The organism is Providencia sp. PROV024, assembly GCF_032709665.1.
Classification (GTDB): Bacteria; Pseudomonadota; Gammaproteobacteria; order Enterobacterales; family Enterobacteriaceae; genus Providencia; species Providencia huashanensis.
Genome location: NZ_CP120545.1, coordinates 750240 through 774339, shown reverse-complemented (window position 1 = coordinate 774339; position 24100 = coordinate 750240). Strand labels below are relative to the sequence as shown.

Annotated in this window: 20 protein-coding genes and 1 other annotated feature; of the genes, 8 read left to right on the top strand and 12 right to left on the bottom strand. The window is 41.1% G+C overall.

Going from position 1 to position 24100, the window contains the following annotated elements:
- Positions 1 to 159: 159 nt before the first annotated feature.
- The 3 genes from P3L56_RS03325 to P3L56_RS03315 all read left to right on the top strand — a co-directional run bounded on the left by P3L56_RS03325 (position 160) and on the right by P3L56_RS03315 (position 2821).
- Positions 160 to 843 carry a heavy metal response regulator transcription factor gene (locus P3L56_RS03325; protein WP_048608439.1) on the top strand — a complete coding sequence of 228 codons (684 nt, stop codon included), beginning with the start codon at positions 160 to 162 and terminating at the stop codon, positions 841 to 843.
- The gene (locus tag P3L56_RS03320; protein WP_166685893.1) at positions 836 to 2224 is read left to right on the top strand and encodes a Cu(+)/Ag(+) sensor histidine kinase; all 1389 of its coding nucleotides are present in this window, start codon (positions 836 to 838) and stop codon (positions 2222 to 2224) included. The genes P3L56_RS03325 and P3L56_RS03320 overlap by 8 nt, the downstream gene beginning before the upstream one ends.
- Before the next feature lie 129 nt (positions 2225 to 2353).
- On the top strand, positions 2354 to 2821 hold the full coding sequence (locus tag P3L56_RS03315; protein WP_166686983.1) for a hypothetical protein: 468 nt from the start codon (positions 2354 to 2356) through the stop codon (positions 2819 to 2821).
- An 81-nt stretch (positions 2822 to 2902) separates the two neighbouring features.
- Here the strand turns inward: P3L56_RS03315 and thrC are convergent, their stop codons facing one another.
- From thrC to thrL, 4 genes are all read right to left on the bottom strand, one after another.
- The gene (thrC, locus tag P3L56_RS03310; RefSeq protein ID WP_048608444.1) at positions 2903 to 4198 is read right to left on the bottom strand and encodes a threonine synthase; all 1296 of its coding nucleotides are present in this window, start codon (positions 4196 to 4198) and stop codon (positions 2903 to 2905) included.
- 3 nt (positions 4199 to 4201) lie between these two features.
- Positions 4202 to 5131 (bottom strand): homoserine kinase, encoded by a 930-nt coding sequence (gene thrB / locus P3L56_RS03305; protein ID WP_048608446.1) that lies wholly within the window; start codon positions 5129 to 5131, stop codon positions 4202 to 4204.
- A gap of 3 nt (positions 5132 to 5134) precedes the next feature.
- Positions 5135 to 7594 (bottom strand): bifunctional aspartate kinase/homoserine dehydrogenase I, encoded by a 2460-nt coding sequence (thrA, locus tag P3L56_RS03300; RefSeq protein WP_042847001.1) that lies wholly within the window; start codon positions 7592 to 7594, stop codon positions 5135 to 5137.
- A gap of 24 nt (positions 7595 to 7618) precedes the next feature.
- Positions 7619 to 7740: a sequence feature (Thr leader region), on the bottom strand.
- On the bottom strand, positions 7679 to 7747 hold the full coding sequence (gene thrL, locus P3L56_RS22600) for a thr operon leader peptide (RefSeq protein WP_071548816.1): 69 nt from the start codon (positions 7745 to 7747) through the stop codon (positions 7679 to 7681). It overlaps the preceding feature by 62 nt.
- 1154 nt (positions 7748 to 8901) lie before the next feature.
- On the opposite strand from thrL, the gene arcA reads away from it, so the two are divergent.
- The gene (gene arcA / locus P3L56_RS03295; RefSeq protein ID WP_004905684.1) at positions 8902 to 9618 is read left to right on the top strand and encodes a two-component system response regulator ArcA; all 717 of its coding nucleotides are present in this window, start codon (positions 8902 to 8904) and stop codon (positions 9616 to 9618) included.
- 117 nt (positions 9619 to 9735) lie between these two features.
- Here the strand turns inward: arcA and creA are convergent, their stop codons facing one another.
- Complete coding sequence (gene creA, locus P3L56_RS03290) at positions 9736 to 10212, bottom strand: protein CreA (protein ID WP_042847002.1); 477 nt, start codon at positions 10210 to 10212, stop codon at positions 9736 to 9738.
- Positions 10213 to 10396: 184 nt separating this feature from the next.
- On the opposite strand from creA, the gene robA reads away from it, so the two are divergent.
- Positions 10397 to 11311 (top strand): MDR efflux pump AcrAB transcriptional activator RobA, encoded by a 915-nt coding sequence (gene robA / locus P3L56_RS03285; protein ID WP_042847003.1) that lies wholly within the window; start codon positions 10397 to 10399, stop codon positions 11309 to 11311.
- Between the two features lie 44 nt (positions 11312 to 11355).
- Here the strand turns inward: robA and gpmB are convergent, their stop codons facing one another.
- A complete protein-coding gene (gene gpmB, locus P3L56_RS03280) occupies positions 11356 to 12003 on the bottom strand; it encodes a 2,3-diphosphoglycerate-dependent phosphoglycerate mutase GpmB (RefSeq protein WP_042847004.1) in 648 nt (215 codons plus the stop codon).
- A 52-nt stretch (positions 12004 to 12055) separates the two neighbouring features.
- On the opposite strand from gpmB, the gene yjjX reads away from it, so the two are divergent.
- Positions 12056 to 12592, top strand: a complete 537-nt coding sequence (gene yjjX, locus P3L56_RS03275) for an inosine/xanthosine triphosphatase (protein WP_004914743.1) — start codon at positions 12056 to 12058, stop codon at positions 12590 to 12592.
- A 498-nt stretch (positions 12593 to 13090) separates the two neighbouring features.
- On the opposite strand, the gene trpR is transcribed toward yjjX, so the two are convergent.
- Positions 13091 to 13408 (bottom strand): trp operon repressor, encoded by a 318-nt coding sequence (gene trpR / locus P3L56_RS03270; protein WP_042847005.1) that lies wholly within the window; start codon positions 13406 to 13408, stop codon positions 13091 to 13093.
- Positions 13409 to 13751: 343 nt separating this feature from the next.
- Complete coding sequence (sltY, locus tag P3L56_RS03265; RefSeq protein WP_042847006.1) at positions 13752 to 15665, bottom strand: murein transglycosylase; 1914 nt, start codon at positions 15663 to 15665, stop codon at positions 13752 to 13754.
- Between the two features lie 659 nt (positions 15666 to 16324).
- On the opposite strand from sltY, the gene ettA reads away from it, so the two are divergent.
- A complete protein-coding gene (gene ettA, locus P3L56_RS03260; protein WP_042847007.1) occupies positions 16325 to 17992 on the top strand; it encodes an energy-dependent translational throttle protein EttA in 1668 nt (555 codons plus the stop codon).
- A gap of 189 nt (positions 17993 to 18181) precedes the next feature.
- On the opposite strand, the gene nadR is transcribed toward ettA, so the two are convergent.
- The 3 genes from nadR to serB all read right to left on the bottom strand — a co-directional run bounded on the left by nadR (position 18182) and on the right by serB (position 22271).
- Positions 18182 to 19417 (bottom strand): multifunctional transcriptional regulator/nicotinamide-nucleotide adenylyltransferase/ribosylnicotinamide kinase NadR, encoded by a 1236-nt coding sequence (gene nadR, locus P3L56_RS03255; RefSeq protein WP_042847008.1) that lies wholly within the window; start codon positions 19415 to 19417, stop codon positions 18182 to 18184.
- A gap of 31 nt (positions 19418 to 19448) precedes the next feature.
- Entirely contained in the window at positions 19449 to 20834 is a 1386-nt protein-coding gene (gene radA / locus P3L56_RS03250; RefSeq protein WP_042847009.1) for a DNA repair protein RadA, read from the bottom strand.
- A 459-nt stretch (positions 20835 to 21293) separates the two neighbouring features.
- A complete protein-coding gene (gene serB / locus P3L56_RS03245; protein ID WP_042847010.1) occupies positions 21294 to 22271 on the bottom strand; it encodes a phosphoserine phosphatase in 978 nt (325 codons plus the stop codon).
- Between the two features lie 245 nt (positions 22272 to 22516).
- On the opposite strand from serB, the gene P3L56_RS03240 reads away from it, so the two are divergent.
- On the top strand, positions 22517 to 23272 hold the full coding sequence (locus P3L56_RS03240; RefSeq protein WP_042847011.1) for an AhpA/YtjB family protein: 756 nt from the start codon (positions 22517 to 22519) through the stop codon (positions 23270 to 23272).
- A 9-nt stretch (positions 23273 to 23281) separates the two neighbouring features.
- Here P3L56_RS03240 and P3L56_RS03235 read toward each other — a convergent pair whose 3' ends face one another.
- Positions 23282 to 24064, bottom strand: a complete 783-nt coding sequence (locus P3L56_RS03235) for an energy transducer TonB (protein WP_042847012.1) — start codon at positions 24062 to 24064, stop codon at positions 23282 to 23284.
- Positions 24065 to 24100 lie beyond the last annotated feature (36 nt).

The window sequence follows — 24100 nt, the reverse complement described above, 5'->3', positions numbered from 1 at the left end:
ATAGCCACGCCCCTAGTAATTAAAATTATTGCTATGGTAAAAAACACCTCCTGTTAGATTCATGACATGAAAATGACAAATTTGTCATTTTACATTTGTTGGTTTCAATGCTTAGAATAAAGCTGGATAAAATAGCTCCAACTCAGCTTTGAGGTACTTGTGAAATTACTTATTGTAGAAGATGAACATAAAACCAGAGAATATTTATCAAAAGGGTTAACTGAATCTGGTTTTATTGTCGATGCGATAGAAAATGGTATTACGGGGCTTCATATGGCAACAACAGAAGAGTATGACCTCATCATCCTTGATGTCATGTTGCCTGATATTAACGGTTGGGAAATAGCGAAAAACCTACGTACTATTGGCAAAAACACTCCTATATTAATGTTAACTGCATTAGGTAATGTTGAGCATCGAGTGAAAGGCCTTGAACTTGGCGCTGACGATTATCTTGTAAAACCTTTCGATTTTTCTGAATTACTTGCTCGTGTTAGAACTCTTTTACGTCGAGGAAATAATAATATTCAAAAAACTCAATTTTCTATTGCTGATTTGCATGTTGATTTAATTAAAAGACGAGTCACTCGGTCTAATGAAAAAATTAATTTAACGAGTAAAGAATTTGCTTTGCTTGAGCTTTTTGTTCTACATCAAGGCGAAGTGCTATCACGCTCTTTAATTGCATCAAAAGTATGGGACATGAATTTTGATAGCGACACCAATGTTATTGATGTCGCGATTAAGCGTTTAAGATCAAAAATCGATCATAATTACGAACCGAAACTGATCCATACCATTAGGGGTATGGGGTATTTACTTGAGATCCCAGAAAATGAATAAGCTATTTCGCTCCCCGATCTCTATTTCTGCTCGGCTTATTTTCTTGATCAGCATCACCCTTTCCCTTGCATTGTTATTATTTAGCTGGCTTATGATCAACTCTGTCGTTTTGCATTTTAAACAGCAAGATGAATATACACTCAACCAAATTAATTTAACGATCCACAGTTTATTAAACGAAAATGCTGGCTCACAAGATGAGCAATATACACTGATCAGAACTATTATTAATGAACATCAAGATATTGTGGTTTATTTGAGTGACAATAATGGAAAGGTATTAACATCACCGAATGCAACAACAGAACTTATTTCCCACTTAAAAAATTATGACCCTAGCAAAAGCAATAAAGACCTCTACCTTAAAAATTACCGCCTGTCAGAAAGCTATATTCAAATCAGTGGCCCTTCAGAAGCAAAAAAATATCGGCTAGTAACAGCTTTATCCTTAAATTTCCATCATGATTACCTTAATTCACTAATAAATAATTTAATTATCAGTGCGGTTTTGCTATGTTTTTTAACCGTTTCTATTGTTTATTTTCTTGTTATCAAAGGGTTGAAACCACTTAAAGATGTCAGTGATGAAATAAAAAATGTCACCTCAGAGAATTTAAGTATTCGCTTAGACCCAACCGCTGTCCCTAAAGAACTAAAACAATTAACTATTTCATTTAACCAAATGTTGGTTAAAATTGAAGATGTTTTTGTCAGGCAAACCAATTTTTCAGCGGATATAGCCCATGAAATGCGCACTCCTATCACTAATTTAATGACTGAAACACAAATATCTTTAAATAAAAATCGAACAAAGGAAGAATTAGTCGAGGTGCTTTATTCAAACTTGGAAGAATATAATCGACTATCACGGATGATCTCAGACATGTTATTTCTGGCGCAAGCCGATGATAACCGATTGATCCCAGAGAAAAAACAGATCAATCTTAAGGAGGAAATAACTTTAATTCTTGATTACTTTGAGTTTTTAGCAGAAGACAATGAAATTCAATTAAAACTTATTGGTGAAGCAAACCCTATTTTTGCAGATAAAAACATGCTTCGTCGAGCAATTACCAATTTAATTTCGAATGGCATCCGCTATACGCCAAAAGGTGATTCCGTCAGTATAAATTTGGCAAATGTCAAAGGTGGAATTGAGATTATCATTAGTAACCCAGGTAAAAAAATCCCTGAAGAACATCTCCCTAAGTTATTTGATCGCTTTTATCGGGTGGATAAATCAAGGCAAAGAAAAAATGAGGGAAGTGGAATTGGTTTAGCGATTGTGAAATCAATTATACTTGCACATAAAGGATCTATTCAGATTACTTCAGATGAGTATTCTACCCGTTTTACAATTTTCCTTCCTAATAATATATAAAATTTCTCATTTAGAGTTAAAAAAGAAAAATGGCAGATTTGTCATTTTTCTGTCAGGTATTAGACAGAAATAAACCCTTATTATAACCATATAGAAAGTTATTCTGTTTTATTTTAATAAGGATTTATCATGAAAAAAGTTATTTTGACTTTGGGGCTTATCGTTGTCACTGCTAATATGGCTTACGCAAAACCTGAAAATAATATACATAAAAATGCGGCAACGGCGCTTTCATTTACTGAGAATAGCACATCTGCATCGACTCAAAAGGCGATTAATAACCACCTTAATCAAGCTGGAATTAATACAAAAAAAGCCATTAACCAAGGATTAAGTTTTTCTGAATTAGATAGCCATGCTAAAGCGGCTGTTGCCCTTAGTTTTACTAAAAATAATACGTCACCAACTATGAGGCAAGCAATTTTAAATCACAAAAGCCAATCTAAAGATTTTCAACAATCAAAACCTTTGAGCTCAACATTATTTACCGATATGAATGAACATGAGAAGGCAATTACTATTCTGAAGTTTAATAAAAATAGTTCCTCAGCGAATATTCAAAATGAAATTAACCGTCATTTAGAGCAGCTCAATTAATAGATTAAATTTACTTGTTCATTCACTTGAATAAATAACGGAGGCCAGAGCCTCCGTTATTTATTAATATGCTATTTACTCTTATTGCTTAGGTGCTAATTTCATCAAGAATGTACGCAACTCTGCAAAATCAGAAGGTAAGAAATGCGATAACAGCGGAAGTTCAGCACGCTCAGCAAGCTCTTTTGGTAAAGGGATCTGTTTACCTAAGATTTCCTCGACACTTTCTTTAAACTTAGCTGGGTGAGCCGTTCCTAAAAATAGTCCGTATTCCCCTTGTTGTAGCTGATCACGTAAAACACGATAAGCAACAGCAGCATGTGGTTCTGATAGATAACCTTTTTTATCCAATTCACGTACGGTTTCTTTTGTCACATCATCATTAACCGTGCCATAACCAAGATCTTTCAGTGACCAGCCTTTACGACGGAATAATTCCTCAATGCGTGGCCAGTTATTTGGTTGGCTAACATCCATAGCGTTCGACAAAGTAGCTACGGTTTGATGTGGTTTCCACTCGCCTTCAACAAGATAGCGTGGGACAGTATCATTCACGTTAGTCGCTGCAATAAAACGCTTAACAGGTAACCCCATTGATTTAGCTAATAAACCTGCGGTTAGATCCCCAAAGTTACCACTTGGTACAGAGATCACGAGTTGATCACGTTTTTCAGCTGGGATCTGTGCAACGGCTTCAAAATAATAACAAATCTGAGCCAGTAAGCGGCTAATATTGATCGAGTTAGCTGAGTTAAGGTATAGGGCCTTTTTCAGTGCTTCATCATCAAATGATTGTTTGACTAATGCTTGGCAAGCATCGAAATCATCTTTGATAGCAACGGTATGAATATTGTCACCCAGTGTACAGAATAGCTTTTCTTGTAACGGGCTGATTTTCCCTTCTGGGTATAAAATAACAACCTGCACATTTTTTAAACGATAAAATGCATGTGCAACTGCTGCCCCTGTATCACCGGAGGTTGCCGTTAAGATAGTAACTGGTTGGTCACCTGCGACTTGCCCTAAAGCTTGAGCCATAAAACGCCCACCAAAGTCTTTAAATGCTAGCGTAGGGCCGTGATAAAGCTCTAAAGTCGCGATATCTTCCTCAACCTTAGACACTGGTGCAGGGAAGGCAAATGCGGCTTTCACGCGTGCAGCTAATTCTTCTTGAGGAATTTCATCACCAATAAAGGCATTTAAAATACGGCTACTACGTGTCACGAAATCTAATTTTAATAGTTCTTCAATTTCGCTTGCACTAAACTCTGGCAGGTCTTGCGGAAAAAATAAGCCTTGTTGTTTACCAAGCCCCTGCTTAACTGCCTGTGCAAAACTTACTTGTTCGTTATTATCTTTTAAATTATACAGTTTCATTATTTACCCTATTGTCCTTGCCCCTGCGAGATCCAAACGGCAGATATGCACAAAGCCTTCATCATTCTGAATATAATGTTGTTGCAAGTAATCCGCCATATTTTCAGCGATTTGTTTATCATCGCAAATGGCAAACAGTGTCGGCCCCGAACCGGAAATACCACATGCTAACGCACCAATTTCTTTGGCATTTTTACGTGCCTCTGCAAACCCTGGCAGTAGCTGAGTGCGATAAGGCTCAGCCACGACATCTTGGATCATTGTTGCAGCAAGTAATGGTTGGTTAGTATGGCATGCATGGATAAAACCAGATAAATACCGGCCATGATTTACAATGTCATGGCGTGGGTAGCTATCAGGGAGAATAGCACGCGCTTCTGCTGTCGATACTTTAATTCCCGGATACGCCATTACCCAATACCAGTTTTCAAATGCAGGCACAGGTTGGGAAATAATGCCATTTTGTTCGATGATCAACTGTAGCCCACCTAAGAAACAAGGCGCTACATTATCGTAATGCACGCTACCAGAAATTCGCCCTTCTAATTCGCCCATCATGCCTAATAATTGCGTATCATCAAATGGCTTGTCCGCAAACTCATTTAATGCCATTAACGCGGCAACCACGGAACATGCACTTGAACCAAGACCAGAACCTATTGGCATATTTTTTTCAAGGGTCATTGCAACATTCAACTGTTTGCCAAGGCGTTCACAAAACAGCTGCCAACATTGGTAGACAATATTGTGTTCGTTCTTTTTCGGTAACTTAGCAACGAATTTACCTTTGTTCGTTAGCGAGAAAGTATCCGCAGCTTCAACGGTGACACAATCACCTAATAATGAGCCATCCGCAGGGGAGACCGCCGCTCCAAGGACATCAAACCCAACGCTAACATTACCTATTGAAGCTGGTGCATAAACTTTAATCACTTCTTAAACTCCCAATTTCCATGAAAGGGTACGCAGCATATCTGCAAATACACCAGCAGCAGTAACATCATTACCTGCGCCATAACCCCTTAAGACTAAAGGAATTGGTTGGTAATAGCGTGTATAGAAAGCCAGTGCATTTTCGCCATTTTTAACCTTGAAGAGTGGGTCATTGCCATCAACAGCAACAATTTTAACCTGACAGCGCCCTTCTTCAATTAACCCAACATAGCGTAACACTTTTTCTTCTGCTTCTGCGGCTTTTATACGCTGAGCAAACTGTACATCTAATTGTGGTAAACGAGCCATAAATTCAGCAACAGAGCCGCTGCTATCGAAATCCATAGGTAAAACAGGTTCAATTTCAATATCTTGTAGCTCTAAGTCATAACCTGCTTCGCGGGCTAAAATCAATAATTTACGTGCTACGTCCATACCGGATAAATCATCGCGAGGGTCTGGTTCTGTAAAGCCTTTCTCTTTTGCCAGCGCCGTTGCCTCAGATAAAGACATGCCCTCATCAAGCTTACCAAAGATAAAGGACAGTGAGCCCGATAAAATACCACTAAAGTGAACTAATTCATCCCCTGCATTGAGCAAATTTTGTAAATTTTCAATAACAGGTAAGCCCGCACCAACGTTTGTATCATAGAGAAATTTACGTTTCGAGCTTTCTGCTGCGCCACGCAATTGGTGGTAGTAATCCATGGATAATGTATTGGCTTTTTTATTTGGCGTGACGACGTTAAAACCATCTTTTAAGAAATTCACATATTGCTCTGCAATTTCTTGATTGGAAGTACAATCGATAATCACAGGGTTTAAGAAATGATACTCGCGTTCTAAACGGATCAAACGGCTTAAGCTAAAAGGTTCTTTTGCTTCCGCTAATTCAGCTTTCCAGTTAGCTAAATCAATGCCTTGCATATCCGTTAACATTGCACGTGAGTTTGCGATACCACACACACGCAGGTCGATATGCTTTTGCTTCAACCATTGTTGCTGACGGTGTATTTGTTCAATCAATGCATTTCCCACCCCACCGACTCCGATGATAAAGGCTTCAATCACTTGCTCTGCATTGAACAACATTTGGTGACAAAGACGTACCGCCGTGGTTCCCGCCTCGTTCGCAATTACGGCTGAAATAGAGCGCTCAGATGAGCCTTGTGCAATAGCAACAATATTGATATTGCCACGGGTCAATGCAGAGAAAAAGCGCGCTGAAATACCTTTCAATGTACGCATGCCATCACCGACTACAGAAATAATCGCTAATTGCTCCATCACGCCCAGTGGGTCTAATACGCCATCTTTCAACTCTAAATAGAATTCATCTTCTAGTGCAGCGCGAGCACGCTGTAGTTCATTATGTGGCACACAGAAACTGATGCTGTACTCTGATGAAGATTGGGTGATCAACACGACTGAAATGCCTTTACGTGACATGACAGAGAAAATACGTGCAGCCATGCCCACCATTCCTTTCATACCAGGCCCCGATACGTTGATCATTGCCATGTTATTTAAGTTAGTGATCCCCTTAACTGGTGTGCTGTCATCCGTTTGACCATCCCCAATCAGAGTACCGGGAGCACTTAGGTTAGTGGTATTTTTAATTAGGCAAGGTATTTGGAATTGGGCGATAGGAGCGATTGTACGAGGATGAAGAACTTTGGCGCCAAAATAAGATAACTCCATGGCTTCTTGATAAGACATCCCCTTCAATAAGCGTGCGTCAGGTACTAAACGCGGGTCACAAGTATACACACCATCAACATCAGTCCAAATTTCACAACAATCTGCACGTAAGCAAGCTGCCAATACCGCGGCGGAGTAATCAGAACCATTGCGGCCTAACACTACTAGTTCGCCTTTATCATTCCCAGCGGTAAAACCAGCCATTAAGACAAAGTGATCTTTGGGAATATTTAAAGCAGCAATACGTTTTGTCGATTCATTTATATCAACAGTAGATTCAAGGTAATGCCCTTTTGCTAATAGGCTTTCAACTGGATTAATCACTGTCACATTATGACCACGAGCTTTTAATACAGATTCCATAATAGCAATAGAGAGCTTTTCACCACGGCAGATAATTGTAGCGTTGATGCTATCAGGGCATTGACCTAGGAGAGTAATACCATGCAGTACTTGTTTGATTTGTGCGAATTCTTGTTCTGTAAGTTTTTTCAGCTTGTCATATTCGAAACCAGGCTGTTTTTCTTTCAATCCTTTTAAAAGGTTAGCAAAAATCATTTCGGCATCATTTACATGCGTGATGACATCTTGACCTGCAACCGTTTTTTCAATCATAGCAACCAGATGGTTAGTGATTTTTGCTGGTGCTGATAGCACCAGTGCCACTTGCCCATCTGCTAATTTACTTTCAGCGATGTCAGCAACATTTAGTACCCGTTCGTCATTTGCAACCGAAGTACCGCCAAATTTAAGCACACGCATGGTATTTCTCTCCTGAATTAACACCAAAAAAAAGCCCGCATCTTATGGGGATGCGGGCTTTTTCATTTTTATTTTTTGGATGCGTCAGCCCGCCCCGTTTCCTGTGGTTACGGTGGTGGTGGTAATAATAATAGTCAGGCTGATATTACGCATAAATTCTGTCTGTCTCTTAGATCTTTTGGGTTTCTCCCTATACGGTTAAAGCAATCGGCATAATTTGTCAAATTTATTTGATTCCAACCCCTTTAACAAAACAGTTTTTCAATAAAAACCCCTCTAGGAAAAGGGAAAAAATCTTCATAAAAAAACAAAAACCCCACCAGTACCAGCTTTAACAACCAAAATAATTTAAATTAGCAGATGAATAATTTTTTGCGATTTTAATGGATTATTTGTTTATTAAATAAGCAAATAAATACAATGATGGGATTTGATAAAAGTTATGTACCACTAAAAATAAGCAGGAATTTCCACCAAGATGAGTCAGAAAAAACCCATGTTCCAATTAACCTGATAGAGACTTATTTCTAGTTGTAGATCAATGCATGGGGTTTTGTGATTTACCGGGAAAGTTGATCGTTATCATATGGGCTTAATCTGAAAATATCTGATATCACTCTCTACATTTACACTCATATTCGTTGTTTAGCATAATCTCCACCAATTTATGCTTTATTTAAATGTAAAAATATTGTTAGTAAATTTCTTCACCCTTAAAATAACATAAGTATATCTACTTATTTACAGTCATAAACGACTCATCATATTACTTCATAGACACTTTACTTCTAGTTTAGAAGCGTTTGCTCTCTATCATTTAAACAAAACAACCTGTCAAAATTCGAGATGAGTCACAAATCAGACATTATTTTTGATGGTATATTGGGGGAATTGCAGATTAAATTCTTTAATTTCAAGTCAAAGCAACAACCCTCATATTCGTCTTCTGCATTTTGACCGACTATCTGATATCTAAATCGCATGTTAATTTATATAATTATGTACCTAACAATTTTTGTTAACGTGCTACAATTGATTTTGATATGTATCAACAAAAGTTAGTTTTTTAGGTGGTAAATGCAGTATTAGCTGTTATATTGCTGTTAACAGCCCAATATTGGGAAAGTGCTTATATTTTGGCTAGTTTTTTAGAGCCATTTGCTGCAAAAGCAACATAATGTCACTGTTGGATTTTGAAACAAATTTATACTCATAAACGTGTTTTTTCAGAGAAAAATATAATAACCACCTAACTGAAAACGGCTTGTGAGTTCAGTATTTTTATTTTAATACTTTAGGTAGCAACTATGCAGACCCCACACATTTTGATTGTTGAAGACGAAATAGTCACACGCAATACGCTGAAAAGTATCTTTGAAGCTGAAGGCTATGTGGTTCATGAGGCAACTGATGGCGAAGAGATGAACAACGTTCTCTCCGAACATGACATCAATTTAGTCATCATGGATATTAACTTACCAGGTAAAAATGGCTTATTACTTGCTCGTGAATTACGTGAGCAAGAAAGTATTGCGTTAATGTTCTTAACTGGCCGTGATAACGAAGTTGATAAAATTCTCGGTCTGGAAATCGGTGCTGATGACTATATCACCAAACCATTTAACCCACGCGAATTAACTATTCGTGCGCGTAACTTACTGTCACGTACCATGAATTTGGCTGGCGGTACTGAAGAGCGTCGTTTGGTTGAAAGCTATAAATTTAATGGTTGGGAATTAGACATTAATAGCCGTTCATTAGTTAGCCCTGCTGGTGAACACTACAAATTGCCGCGCAGTGAGTTCCGTGCAATGCTGCATTTCTGTGAAAACCCAGGGAAAATTCAGACTCGAGCTGACTTACTGAAGAAAATGACTGGCCGTGAATTAAAACCTCATGACAGGACTGTTGACGTGACTATCCGTCGTATTCGTAAGCACTTCGAATCTACGCCTGACACACCAGAAATTATTGCCACTATCCACGGTGAAGGTTACCGTTTCTGTGGTGATTTAGACGAATAATTAACAACCTAATTATTTGCATTATAGTTATCGAAATCCGCTGTCTTTTAAGCAGCGGATTTTTTTATGAGTGGCATCCATACTATCAGAGGATTGCAGCCCAAACACTCGTCATAATCACCACGGCATGATCGGTACAGCACTTAACGCATTTTTCGGTGAGCCGTCGATCATTTTGTCTGAATACGTTAAATAAACCAGTGTGTTACGTTTCGGGTCATAAAAACGAACCACTTGCAGTTTTTTGAAAACTAACGATGTGCGCTTTTGAAAAACAACTTGGCCTTTTGTTGGTTTACGCTTTACACGGTCGCTCAGTTCAATCGGACCAACTTGCTGACATGAAATAGCAGCATCAGAAGTATCTTCCGCTAACCCCAACCCCCCTTTGATACCACCCGTTTTTGAGCGACTCAAATAACAGGTAACGTTATCAACATCAGGGTCATCAAATGCTTCCACGACAATTTTATGGTCAGGGCCGAAAATCTTAAATACAGTATCGACTGAACCGATTTCTTCAGCGAAAGTAATACAAGGCAACGCTGATAATAATGACGCGAGAACAATATTTTTTAATCTGGAACAACGCATACTGGGTTTCCTATTCAACTCACAATCGGTAAACCTCGTATCAATACAAGGTTAATTATTCACTTTTCTAACTAATTCTCAAATACAACTCATTTACTATAAACGAAAAAGGTAACTTGATATAGAATAGCGATTCATTGATAGATTATATCTGTACTATAAGTCGCATTGGCTGGGGATATACATGGATCAAACTAATATTATTCGCGACTTGCTTCGCTGGATAGATGACAACCTTGATAAACCACTCTCGCTGGATAATGTTGCCGCAAAAGCAGGCTACTCTAAGTGGCATTTACAAAGAATGTTTAAAGAAGTCACTGACCAAGCGATTGGTGCTTATATTCGAGCCAGAAGACTTTCTCGTGCTGCGGTTGCACTGCGCTTAACAAGCCGCCCAATTCTTGATATTGCGCTACAGTATCGCTTTGACTCGCAACAAACTTTTACGCGCGCATTTAAAAAACAGTTTAACCTGACACCGGCTTTCTACCGCCGTAGTGAGGAGTGGTGTGCTACTGGGATTTGCCCACCGATTATCTTAGATAATCATATAAATATCGAACATGAATTTATGCAAATGCCTGAACTGCAATTGGTCGGTTTGGAGCAAAGCTGTTCTTATGCTTTAGAGGAATGGTCAACCGCATGTTCAGAAATGCGCCAAACGTTTTGGCATTATTATTTAGATAATACCACCAAGATTGCTTCTGAGGTGTTCGGGCTGCATCATGCAATCCATAACCCTGAAAAAGAAGACGAGCAAACTGTGTTCTATACCACAGCAGTTAGGCCTGAAGATGCAAGTTTCAATACTAATCAGTATACCAATTTGACATTACCGAGTGGTAAGTATGTGAAATTTTCATTTAATGGCGTGCCTACCCGAAATGCGTTACAGGAGTTTTTATACCAAATTTATGGTGTTTATTTACCCAAACTCAATTTAACGCGTCGCCCTGGGTATGATATTGAACATTACCGACTAAAAAATATCGACTTGCATAATATCACACCAGAAAGTGATGACCCTAAAACGCATATCGATACGTTTGATTATTATGTTCCTATCAAAGCAGACGGTACTAAAGCACGCTAAGCTGAGGGAGTTTCATTACATTGAAACTCCTTACTTTTCAATAATTAGCCTTGTTGTTCATCAAGGGCTGGCTGCGTTAAATGAGTCACTTCCCCCGCAGTTTCGACTATCCACCCATTCGCAAGCCATGGGCTGTTTTGGTAGTCTACTCGAGATAATGAGCAATTACGTAAACGTAAGCGGCGCTCTGAATACGCAGGAACCCCCATAATACGGCTAATTAAAGTACTTAGTGCGATGCCATGGCTTACAAGCAGGGGTCGACTCCCTTCGGGGAGATCTAAGCAACTATTTAATGCCGCAAACATACGCGTATAGAGTTCTTCCATCGATTCCCCCTCAGGGATTCGACCACCACGAGTGCCGTCAATCAAGCTTTTACGCCACTGTTCTTCTTCTGAGGTTAACGACTCAATCGCTCTTTGTTCAAGAACCCCCATATTTAGTTCACGTAGACGCGGTTCTGTGGTAATTTCACATCCGCATACACTTGCAATTATTTGTGCAGTTTCCAGTGTGCGTCCCATATCACTAGTGATAATATGGGTAATGCCTTCTGATTTTATCCTTTCAGCCACCTGCCTTGCTTGCAGTCGTCCAGTGGCTGTCAGAGGGCTATCGGATTGTCCCTGGATGCGACGAGCTAAATTCCATTCAGTTTCGCCATGGCGAACAAGATAAACCTGTAACATAGATGTGTTCCGTTATTACTTTTCGAAGTATGTGTTCAAAGGAAAATAATTAATGTACCAAGTTATAGCTGCAACGACTAATCCTGCCAAAATTAAAGCGATCCATCTAGCTTTCGATGCTGTATTTGGGGCTGGCAGTTATCAAATTGAAGATATTAATGTCGATAGCAGTGTTCCACAGCAACCTATCGGTAATAATGAAACCCGTACAGGGGCTAGACAACGCGTAATGGCTTCAAGACAAGTTCGCCCTGAAGCAGACTTTTGGGTCGGTATCGAAGCAGGCATTGAAGATGATATGACTTTTGCTTGGATAGTTATTGAACATAAGCAAATACGCGGCGAGTCTCGCTCTGCGAGTATTATGATCCCAGAAAAAATTCTGGCAGGTATTCGTGAAGGTCGTGAACTTGGCGATGAAATGGCCTTTTTGACCGGTATTGATAATATCAAACAACAAGGTGGCGCTATTGGTTTTTTCACCGACGGGGTATTAACCCGCACAAGTGTTTACCAACAAGCCTTAATTTTGGCCTTAGTTCCCATTAAGCATGAAATTTATAAAGAGCTAAACCAAGTAGAAGACTAATTATACTTAAAATAATTAAAATTGCATGTGCGATTAAACATCACGCTTTTCACACTAAAGTATGGGAAACCATACTTTTTTTGTGTCTATTAATTTTAAAAATAGATAAATGCCAATACTCAAAATAGTTCGAATTGTAGGTAGGCGGCAAGTCGCACTAAGCCCTAGGAGCATACATAAGTATGTGGCTAGGGTTAGCAAGCGCAGCCAACACCCCTGCTATTTTAAAATAGATAAATGCCAATACTCAAAATAGTTCGAATTGTAGGTAGGCGCCAAGTCGCGCTAAGCCCTAGGAGCATACATAAGTATATGACTAGGGTTAGCAAATGCAGCTAACACCCCTGCTATTTTAAAATAGATAAATGCCAATACTCAAAATAGTTCGAATTGTAGGTAGGCGGCAAGTCGCGCTAAGCCCTAGGAGCATACATAAGTATGTGACTAGGGTTAGCAAGCGCAGCCAACACCCCTACAATTTGAAATATGAAGAGTATTTTAGAGAAGTTGAGACTCGAGCCAAGCCTTCACATCCAATGGAGCCGATTTTAAACTATTCGAACCTCGCGTTATGGTCGCTATCCCCACTCCGAGTTCATTTTTAAGTTCTCTTTGGCTCATTTCGCCGCGCATTAGCTCTTGCACTATTTTAACTCGGGTCGATAAGGCTGTACGCTCATCTGGCGTAAGTAATAACTGAAGAACTGGCAAATGGATATCTTGTTCAAATGCCAATTGTAATAAATTCACAAAGCGCAGCCAGTCAGCGTTCTCATCCGCGGTCAAAGCCGGGTCATATTGTTGATTTGCTGTCATCGTCTATCCATCCATACTATTTAACTAGTACAGATAATAACACACTCTTATTAGAAATCATCAACCAAACACAAAGCGATTGCCAAGATGCCAAATAATGTGAGTTATACGCTAAAGCATTCGTACTGTAGCAAGGCGATCAGCGAGGATAGCTCGGGGAGCATACACCTGTATGTAACACGAAGCCCCAATAAAACGAAATATAAAAAATATGAATACTCAAAATAGTTCGGATTGTAGGTAGGAGGCAAGTGATGCTAAGCCCTAGGAGCACACACAAGTATGTGACTAGGGTTAGCAAACGTAGCCAACACCCCTACAATTCGAAATATGAAGAGTATCTTTAGTATTTCATATTCCATTCATTAGGAAGCAAAATCTTCATACCTTTTTGCCCCATAAAATGGCGATAAAACAAGTCATAGGATAAAACGTTTTTCACATAACCACGGGTTTCAGAAAACGGAATACTTTCAACAAATGCAATTGCATCAATGCGTCCGCCACTATTACCTAACCAACGAGTTACCCTTGAAGGGCCTGCATTATAGGCTGCGCTGGCTAAAATACGGTTATTTCCAAACTGCTGGTATACATCTTCAAGATAGGCAGTTCCTAACTCGATATTGGTAGTTGGATTAGTCAACTGACTCGTATTCACATAATTAATACCTTGCTTTTTAGCGGTATGTTTCGCTGTTGCTGGCATTAACTGCATTAAACCTGTAGCCCCTACGGGTGAGCGTGCTTGTGGGTTCCAAGCGCTTTCTTGGCGAGCAATTGCCATGGCATAACTCTTTGGAATATCTTTTGATTTTGTATAGAGGCTAAATTCTTTATCCCACGCCAATGGGAAGCGCTCTTCCAAGTGATCCCACAATTTTGCTGTGATCGTAGCTTGAACGCTAAGATCGGGCCACTTGTTATCAAATGCATAACGCGCAAGCTGTTCTTGTTGATTAGCAGGGAGAGAAGCCACTAAGCTAACCCATTCAGAACGCGCAAGATTTTCCAGTTCCCAGTACATTAACTCACGCACGCGTTGCACTTCAGGTAACTGATTAATACTGGCATCAGGCTTAGCGGCAGTATTGACATAGACAGGGTATTCAATATTTAAAACCTGCGCAGCAACCATTGGGTAAAAACCACGTTTCTTGGTTAATTCACGAAGCTTTGCTTCACCCTCGGCTTTCTTACCCGCATCAATGAGCGTAATAGCCTGCCAGTATTGCCATTCTTCTTTATTTTTCACATCAGCAGGTAATTGCCTCAGCCACGCGGCTACTCCGGTTTTATCCCCTGCCCCTAAAGCAAGGCGGACTCGGCGTTCTTTCAGTGATGATGAATGACTTTCCTGAATAGTTTCATCGCGCCATTGCGCCTGTTCTGGCGTGACATCCCCCATATATTGCCATGCGATACTATCTTTAAGCGCTTGGCTTTCTGTCATATTCATTTTTTGTGCAGAACTTACCGTATTTAATACTGCACGAGCTGCATCTGGGGATTGACGTGCATAGCGGCTAAAGCCTGCTGTCGTGGCTTGGCGAGTAAAGTCGGTAGGAGTTACTGTTTTAGCAAAAGTGACAACAGACGCTGGGTCATTTTGTAGTTTAATCAGCGCATCGCCTATCGTTTTATAACTCGGTGGTAAACGTTTAGCCAAATAGCTCGCAATCGAAGTATTCCCTTCTTTAATTGCCAAACTAATACGCTCAAGGGTCATTTCAGGGGTTAAATAACCTTCTTTTTCCCATTCATTGAAAAGCTTATCACACGCTGATGGCATAGAACGGCCGTTTAACCACGCTTTCTCTGCACCTTGCCAAGCAACTTGCTTGTTACCTACTGCCCAATTTGCAAAATAAAAATTACATTGTGCTTCAGCCGGCTTTGGAGCTTCAGGACTAAATTCCAACAATGATTTCCATTCTTGGCGGCGTGCTAATTCATTAACAAAGCGAGTTTTTAAATTTTTTGCGACAGGTAGCGTCGGGTAAGTGTTAATAAATTCCTGAACTTGGCGAGGTGATACAATATCTAAGTCTTGAGTTAGCTCACGATAAGCAAGATAAGGGTAAAGTGGATAATCATGCAAGGTCGGCAGTAAGCGCTCGACTTCATCCATTTTATTGGCATCCCATGCAACCTTAATTGCCTGATAGCGCTCCCGCTGCGCTTGTAAGGAATCAGCCCATACGGTGCTGGAAACCAGCAACATTGTTACTGGTACTGCCGCTAACCAACCTTTCATATTCACTCGCTCCATCGCTAAACTAAAGTCAAACTACAGGGAAAACCTTAACCTATATATACACATATCCCAAATAATTCGAGTTGTAGGTAGGCGACAAGCGAAGATAGACAGAGAGCATAGATAAACTATGTGACTCGGCTAGCTGAGCGCAGTTAACACCACTGCAACTTGAAGGATTACGGGTATATTAAGCATATATCAATACTATGAATGCTACCGAAAGTTTTTATTTAGTAACAGCGGAGAGTTCTTGATTATTTCGACTTTACAGTCTTTTACGTATCAGCCACTTTATGAATGATTTAAAGTCTCTGCCCCTCGGCAATATTCAGCGCAATCAGTTGTATTCGTAACTTTGTTATGTGTTTCGATTAAATACCTGACGTAACGCCCATTTTAAAAAAGTATTCAATTCCTTTATGTTTATCATGGGTAACTCCCTGTATAGCGCATCACATCACTACATCCCCATGAGTTGATAATAGAAAGTCATCAAGCTTGTCTCACTGAGAGGGAGGGATGGATGATCTCCTGATGTTCAGGTATAGTTCTAGAAAATTATATGGCTGTTTATTAAATGCTTTTCAGCCTAAGCTTGTTAAAGCAAAATAAACTAAAAAACTAAAGTTCCCTTTATAAATCAAAAGGTAAATAAATTGGCTCAATACGTTTATAGTATGTATCGGGTTGGAAAAATTGTTCCACCGAAACGTCATATTTTAAAAAATATCTCTCTGAGCTTCTTTCCGGGGGCTAAGATCGGTGTTTTAGGTCTAAACGGGGCGGGTAAATCAACATTACTGCGTATCATGGCAGGTATTGATACCGATATCGAGGGTGAAGCGCGTCCTCAACCAGGTCTAAAAATTGGTTACCTACCACAAGAACCAAAACTCAACCTTGAACACACAGTGCGTGAAGCCGTTGAAGAGGCCGTTGGTGAGGTTAAACGTGCATTGACCCGCTTAGATGAAGTCTATGCGGCTTATGCAGAAGAAGGCGCGGATTTTGATAAACTGGCCAAAGAACAAGGCGAGTTAGAAGCCATTATTTCTGCGCAAGATGGCCACAACCTTGATAACCAACTAGAACGTGCTGCTGATGCATTACGTCTTCCCCCTTGGGATGCAAAAATAGAGAATCTATCTGGGGGGGAGCGCCGCCGAGTGGCGATTTGCCGCCTGCTGCTAGAAAAACCAGATATGCTGTTACTCGATGAGCCAACCAACCACTTAGACGCAGAGTCTGTGGCGTGGTTAGAGCGCTTCTTACACGACTATGAAGGTACCGTCGTAGCTATCACGCATGACCGTTACTTCCTTGATAACGTAGCAGGTTGGATCCTTGAGCTTGACCGTGGTGAAGGCATTCCTTGGGAAGGTAACTATTCTTCTTGGCTTGAGCAAAAAGATGCTCGTTTAGCCCAAGAGGCCTCAACTGAAGCGGCTCGCCGTAAGTCTATCGAGAAAGAGCTTGAGTGGATACGTCAAAACCCTAAAGGCCGTCAATCGAAAGGGAAAGCGCGTCTGGCGCGTTTTGAAGAACTTAATAACGTTGAATATCAAAAACGTAACGAGACCAGTGAGCTATTTATTCCACCAGGTCCACGTTTAGGTGATAAGGTTATTGATGTTGAAAACCTAAGCAAATCATATGGCGACCGCGTTCTGATTGATAACCTGAGCTTCTCCATTCCTAAAGGGGCAATTGTTGGGATTATCGGGCCGAACGGTGCGGGTAAATCAACACTATTTCGGATGATTTCAGGGCAAGAACAGCCTGATTCTGGCTCCATCACTGTTGGTGAAACCGTGAAGATTGCCTCTGTTGATCAGTTCCGTGATTCCATGGATGACAGCAAAACTGTTTGGGAAGAGATTTCTAACGGTCAGGACATCATGCGTATCGGTAACTTTGAAATTCCTAGCCGTGCTTATGTTGGCCGCTTTAACTTTAAAGGCATTGACCAAGGTAAGCGCGTCGGTGAGTTATCTGGTGGTGAACGTGGTCGTTTACACTTAGCTAAACTACTGCAAGTGGGCGGTAACGTCTTGCTACTCGATGAACCAACCAACGACCTCGACGTAGAAACTTTACGTGCGTTGGAAAACGCCCTATTAGAGTTCCCGGGCTGCGCAATGGTTATTTCCCATGACCGTTGGTTCCTTGACCGTATTGCAACACATATCATTGATTATCAAGATGAAGGGAATATCAGCTTCTTCGAAGGTAACTTCTCTGAATATGAAGATTACAAGAAACGTACATTAGGTGCCGAAGCGCTGCAGCCACATCGTATGAAGTATAAGCGTATGACCAAATAATCCTTGTCATAATTTAGAATTATAGCGGTGTTGGCTGCTTTTGTGAGACCTAGTCACATACTGGTGTATGCTCCTAGGGACTCACTCTCTTGCCGCCTACCTATAATTCAAATTATTTAAGGGATCGATATCATATAGATAGAATCAAAACGGCATCATTCGATGCCGTTTTTTATTGGGTGACTTTATTTATAAGTCATCCAACATCAATAACTGCTGAACGAGGGTTACACATTCTAAGAAACGCGTATCGTAATCAGAGGACTCTACACGTACAAACTCAATATTATTTTTCTTAAGCATTTCAATGAGTAAGTTTTGGAAAGCTTTGCGGTCTTTATCGCTTCCTAAACTTCTTAAACCATCAGCCACCCACGGCGTGTTATTTTCCAGTACTATCACCAAATCAAATCGGTATTCATCGATCAGTGCCTGAACGAATGGATGCTCTTTGCCTTCATAGCGTAAACAGAAGGCTTGCGTTGTCACAAAGTCCGTATCAATAAACGCCACTTTATTGGCATATTTTACTGCAAAATCAATATATTGTGCATGACCCAAGGCGATTTTATCGTAATCTGAATATTGCAATGCCATTTCGTCACCACCTAAATGGCTAAAAACATAATCGCGCCCATACTCCCATGCACTACTGGTATTAAAAATGTTGGCTAATTTGTTAACTAAGGTAGATTTCCCACTTGATTCGCCTCCTAAAATCGCCACCTTCCGGACAAAGAAAGGTTTAACTTCCGTTGGAATGTAATCCCAATAGCGAAACGGTGCCTGACGAATTTGGTTACCACTGATATTCATAAAGGTGCGCTCAGGGTCAACCAAAACAGTTTCAATACCTAAATATTTTTTGTAGCGAGGAGCATCGTTTGCCTCCCCCGAATAAATAAAACTAGGGTGGATATTGTGCTTTTTCAAAAAGCCTTTCATACCATCGCTCCACACTTCCCAGCCGTGTGGATAAGGCTCTATGCCATTTTCATCAAATGAATGAATGTGAATGTTTTTTTGATATTTAAAGGTTTGCAGTAACCAACGCAGCCGGTCACTGACAGTTGGTTGTTGTGACATTGAACTATTAATAAACAGGTCTTTATCACGAGGTTCATCATGGCAAAGGATTACATGCAGTTCATCCACTTGGCTGCAAGCACGTTGGATCAAATAAATATGCCCTGTGTGTAGTGGGTAAAATTTGCCAAATACCACGCCGATCGTTTTTTGCTTATTGGGATATTCAAGGCCTAAAAAACGATGAAGAGCCGCTATTTTTTGGGCACTTGGGCTCTTGATTTTATCGTTTATCAACTGGCTGAGGTAGCCTTTGGTCATATCTGTCGCATCAGCCACTTGCTGGAGAGTGTAACCCGCTCGTTTGATTGCGTTTTTAAGATAGTCAAATTCAGCCATTTATTTTCCTTTTTACTCTTAGTAATAAGCGTTATAGCTCATCTAAAATGCTGAGCGCATCCGCCAACTTTTTCACCCCGTAGACTTTCATGTCTGGCGGCGATTTTTTGGGCATATTAGCATGAGGCACAATCGCACGTTTAAAACCGTGTTTTGCCGCCTCAGAGATACGCTCTTGCCCGCTTGGAACCGGACGGATTTCCCCTGCTAGCCCAACTTCGCCAAACACCACAAGATCCCTAGGTAACGGCCGGTCTCGAAAACTTGAAACTAAAGAAAGCAATAACGCCAAATCAGCACTGGTCTCAGTCACTTTGACGCCACCCACCACATTCACAAAAACATCTTGGTCCGACATTTGTAAGCCACCATGACGGTGCAACACGGCCAGCAAAATTGCTAAGCGGTTTTGTTCAAGCCCGACAGCAACCCGACGTGGATTAGACATCATCGAATGGTCAACTAGGGCTTGGATCTCCACCAGCAATGGCCTCGTCCCTTCCCAGACCACCATAACGGAACTGCCAGAGGTCACTTCATCACCGCGACTTAAGAAAATTGCCGATGGGTTATTGACCTCTTTAAGCCCTTGCTCCGTCATAGCAAATACCCCGAGTTCATTAACGGCACCAAAACGGTTTTTATGGCTACGTAACGTGCGAAAACGGTTATCGGCATCACCATCAAGCATGATAGAACAGTCAATACAGTGCTCAAGGACTTTTGGCCCCGCAAGTGAACCATCCTTTGTGACATGGCCTACCATAATAATCGCAACACCGCGGGTTTTCGCAAAGCGAGTCAGATACGCGGCTGTTTCACGAACTTGCGCCACACTGCCCGGTGATGATTGGATATCGGCCATATGCATCACTTGGATGGAGTCTATTACCATTAGTTTCGGCTGTTCTTGTTCCGCGGTTAAACAAATTTGTTCAATACTGGTTTCGGATAGCATATTGAGCGAATCTGTTGGCAAACCAAGTCGATGCGCACGCATCGCCACTTGTTGCAATGACTCTTCCCCAGTGACATAGAGGGTTTTCATTTCACGTGAAAGCAAGCACATGGTTTGTAGCAATAATGTACTTTTACCCGCCCCCGGGTTCCCGCCAATTAAAATGGCACTACCCGGCACAACGCCTCCGCCTAGCACCCTATCAAATTCTTTAAAGCCTGTAGTAAAACGAGGAAGTTCTTCGAGGCTGATTTCAGATAATTTCTGAACCTTACTTACCCCAGCCGCATTCCCTGCATAGCCCGTTAAACGGTCATTACGTGATGAAGAGCTTGTTGAGGCCAGACGCACTTCTGTAATGGTATTCCATGCATGGCAAGCACTACACTGCCCTTGCCAACGTGGATAATCCGCCCCGCATTCATTACAGACAAACGCCCTTTTTACCCCTTTCGCCACAGCAAACTCCTCTTGATAATTAACTTAGTTTTAGATTATTGCTATCTCACAAACCATAAAATATCGATATCAATATTCAAAATAGTTCGGGTTGTGGCTAGGCGGCAAAAGAGGATGTCTTGGGGAGCATACAAAAGTATGTGACCCAAGCAGCCGAGTGCAGCCAACACCGCCACAGCGCAAACCATAAAATATCGATACCAATATTCAAAATAGTTCGGGTTGTGGCTAGGCGGCAAAAGAGGATGTCTTGGGGAGCATACAAAAGTATGTGACCCAAGCAGCCGAGTGCAGCCAACACCGCCACAGCGCAAACCATAAAATATCGATACCAATATTCAAAATAGTTCGGGTTGTGGCTAGGCGGCAAAAGAGGATGTCTTGGGGAGCATACAAAAGTATGTGACCCAAGCAGCCGAGTGCAGCCAACACCGCCACAGCACGAAATATAACGAATATTTAGCGTTCCTCGTGCTTCAAGCCCCCGCTCAACACACACATCACCCCCATGAGATCCGCGTGACGAATAGCCACCTTCGCCCTTGCATACACCTTTGGTTTCGCATGATATGCAATACCCAGCCCTGCTTTACGGATCATCTTCAAGTCATTTGCCCCGTCGCCGATTGCCACTGTTTGTTCGATAGGTATTTCCAGTTTTTCAGCTAGTTTGACCAACGTTTGGGCTTTATATTTTGCATCGACTATTGGCCCTTTGACTTTACCAGTCAGTTTGCCATTTTTAACTTCGAGCTGGTTAGCAACTGCGGCTGCGAGTTTTAACCGCTGCTGCAAATCATTAGCAAAGAAAGTGAACCCACCAGAAGCTATCGCAATATGCCAATTCATGGCTTGAAGTTTACGCACCAAATTAGTCAACCCTGGCATCAAAGGCAATGTTTCCAATACTTGGTCAAGAATTGACGCATCTGCACCTTCTAGTAAGCTAACGCGTGCGCGCAAGCTTTCGGTAAAATCTAGCTCCCCTTGCATTGCACGCTCTGTCACCTCTGCGACTTGCTCACCAACACCGGCTAAACGAGCAATTTCATCAATACATTCAATTTGAATGGCAGTTGAGTCCATATCCATCAATAACAGACCTGGTGAACGCAAACGTGGAATTTGCCCTAGCGGTACCACATCTAATAAACATTCATCAGCGAGCTTTTTAATCCTAGGGGTAATACTCCCAGCGATTCTGACAACTTGGTAATCATCAATACGCCATGAGGACACAATCACAATCGCGATCCCTAATCGCTGTTGGAAATTACTGATCCTAGCTTTATCTAATCCACGGCCATATAGTAGCCACCCACTGTCACCTGCACGGTAATCCAGAGGCATCACTTCTTCACCACTCAAAGAAAGTGGCAAACCGGGCCATTTTTGGATCTCGTCGGGTAAATAACAATAGGTCAAACTCGTTGACATGAAAATTAGCTCCTGTAATCGATGTAATCTTTATTTTAATGATGAGTTGCGAGTAGCCGAACGAAGCCACTATACTTAACGCCAACGCCTTAGTTTTTGCGCCGATTAACTATGTATACTATTTAAATCTTATATACCGCTGCAATTTATACCTTAAATCACTCATTTTAGGTAGTGAAGTGCCGCTAACAATACGATAACCTGAAGTATGACGGATATACTGACAAAGAGCATCAACTAACCAAATGAAACAAACTTTTAGGCTACATAAAACAGTCATTATTGTTATCTGCATTGCGCTGGTAACCTTACTTATGCATGGTGTTTCATATTTGGGTAATAGCCAAAACCAAAACCGAATTGAACAGTTTAAACAATTGACCTACGTGCTCGCAGAACAAGTCGCTTTCAGCTTATCCGATTATATTGTCCCCGGCAGCAAAGATTTTAATTTAGACCGAATTAATGCCAATTTAAATAACATTGCAAAAGATAAGTATATTTTAGATGCCAGCATCTACACTGCCAATGGCGTTCTTGTGACACAAGTCGGCGAACCTGCCACCGTAAAAGAACGGCTAGCTATCGATGGCAATTCATCACTACAAAACTTTCAATATCAATTAGTTGTACCAATCCAAGGGGCAAAAGAGCCAAAGGGCTATTTGCGTTTAACTATCGATACCGAGTTACTTTCTGCTGAAATTCAGCAAGCAGATAACAGTACGAATGTATTAAGGATTTTTATTCTGTTCGCTTTATGTATCGGTTTTGTTTTAGCCAATACATTATTGCGTTTAAAGAAAAAGAAAGGCCACAAACAGCCGCCGCCATTAGTGGTAAATACTGAAGATAACCCTGAAGAAAACGAACCTGATGACCTTACTAGCAAAACAACAATAAAACCTAAACCAGCCCGTCTGAGACGAAAAAAAGAACCTAGGCCATACCGTCCAAAGCGGCCTGCCCCCAAAAGCAAGCCTCCTCAGGCCGATAAATAACTGTTAATTTTAAATCGAAGTAGTATCAAACACGATTGGTGCAACAAATTCGACTCGCCCATCCACCAACAGTGTTTCTGGTGGCATAGGGAAAGGTGCTGCACGTGAAATTGTAGCTAAGGCTTCTTTGTCCAATATTTTAGTTCCCGATGAATTAAATAAACTGGCAGTAATAACCTCACCTTTACTGTCCACAACCACTTTTACCTGAGAAACCCCAGTTGAACGGAAACGCAGGGCCGCACGTGGGTAACGTTTTGACTTTGCAATACGCTGATGGACTTCACTCTGCCAGCCTTGGTGACCGCTTAGTGCAGCAGAGGCATTACTGGAAAAATTTGCCCGACTACTCGCTTCACTCCCCGACGCGGGAGCAGAGGTTACTGTAGACTCTTGATCTGCAGTAGGAACCTCTTCAAGCACTTTTTTCTCTTGTACTGTTTTCTTTTTCGGTGGGCGCTTTTTCTCACTAACTTTGGTTAACGTCCCATTATCTACGATGGCAGTTTCTGGTAATTTTTCCGTTTTTTCAACTACCTCAGGCAAGACTTCTTCATGCGTTGTGACTTGCTGCTTTGGCGCATGGTTAACCTCAGGCTCAGCCTGCTGCTCTAACTGGTATACCCCGAGTTGTAGTGAAATTGCAGGTGGTAATACCCCTGTTTTCGGGATTGAAGTAGTAAACCATCCGATGAAAATGACTGCCAGTGTTCCATGGAAAAGACAACTTAAAAACAAACCGCCCAGTGGACGGAAAATCGGGCGCTCGAACTTGCCCGTCATACTGCTCATATTCTGCCTCACGACTTTATTTTTTGTTAATTATAG

Coding starts and splice junctions, on each gene's coding strand:
- gpmB (WP_042847004.1), bottom strand. CDS start 12,003: ATGTTACAGGTTTATCTTGTTCGCCATGGCGAAACTGAATGGAATTTA.
- arcA (WP_004905684.1), top strand. CDS start 8,902: ATGCAGACCCCACACATTTTGATTGTTGAAGACGAAATAGTCACACGC.
- nadR (WP_042847008.1), bottom strand. CDS start 19,417: ATGGCTGAATTTGACTATCTTAAAAACGCAATCAAACGAGCGGGTTAC.
- P3L56_RS03315 (WP_166686983.1), top strand. CDS start 2,354: ATGAAAAAAGTTATTTTGACTTTGGGGCTTATCGTTGTCACTGCTAAT.
- sltY (WP_042847006.1), bottom strand. CDS start 15,665: ATGAAAGGTTGGTTAGCGGCAGTACCAGTAACAATGTTGCTGGTTTCC.
- P3L56_RS03235 (WP_042847012.1), bottom strand. CDS start 24,064: ATGAGCAGTATGACGGGCAAGTTCGAGCGCCCGATTTTCCGTCCACTG.
- serB (WP_042847010.1), bottom strand. CDS start 22,271: ATGTCAACGAGTTTGACCTATTGTTATTTACCCGACGAGATCCAAAAA.
- P3L56_RS03240 (WP_042847011.1), top strand. CDS start 22,517: ATGAAACAAACTTTTAGGCTACATAAAACAGTCATTATTGTTATCTGC.
- robA (WP_042847003.1), top strand. CDS start 10,397: ATGGATCAAACTAATATTATTCGCGACTTGCTTCGCTGGATAGATGAC.
- yjjX (WP_004914743.1), top strand. CDS start 12,056: ATGTACCAAGTTATAGCTGCAACGACTAATCCTGCCAAAATTAAAGCG.
- creA (WP_042847002.1), bottom strand. CDS start 10,212: ATGCGTTGTTCCAGATTAAAAAATATTGTTCTCGCGTCATTATTATCA.
- trpR (WP_042847005.1), bottom strand. CDS start 13,408: ATGACAGCAAATCAACAATATGACCCGGCTTTGACCGCGGATGAGAAC.
- thrC (WP_048608444.1), bottom strand. CDS start 4,198: ATGAAACTGTATAATTTAAAAGATAATAACGAACAAGTAAGTTTTGCA.
- P3L56_RS03320 (WP_166685893.1), top strand. CDS start 836: ATGAATAAGCTATTTCGCTCCCCGATCTCTATTTCTGCTCGGCTTATT.
- thrA (WP_042847001.1), bottom strand. CDS start 7,594: ATGCGTGTGCTTAAATTTGGCGGTACTTCGGTTGCAAATGACGAACGG.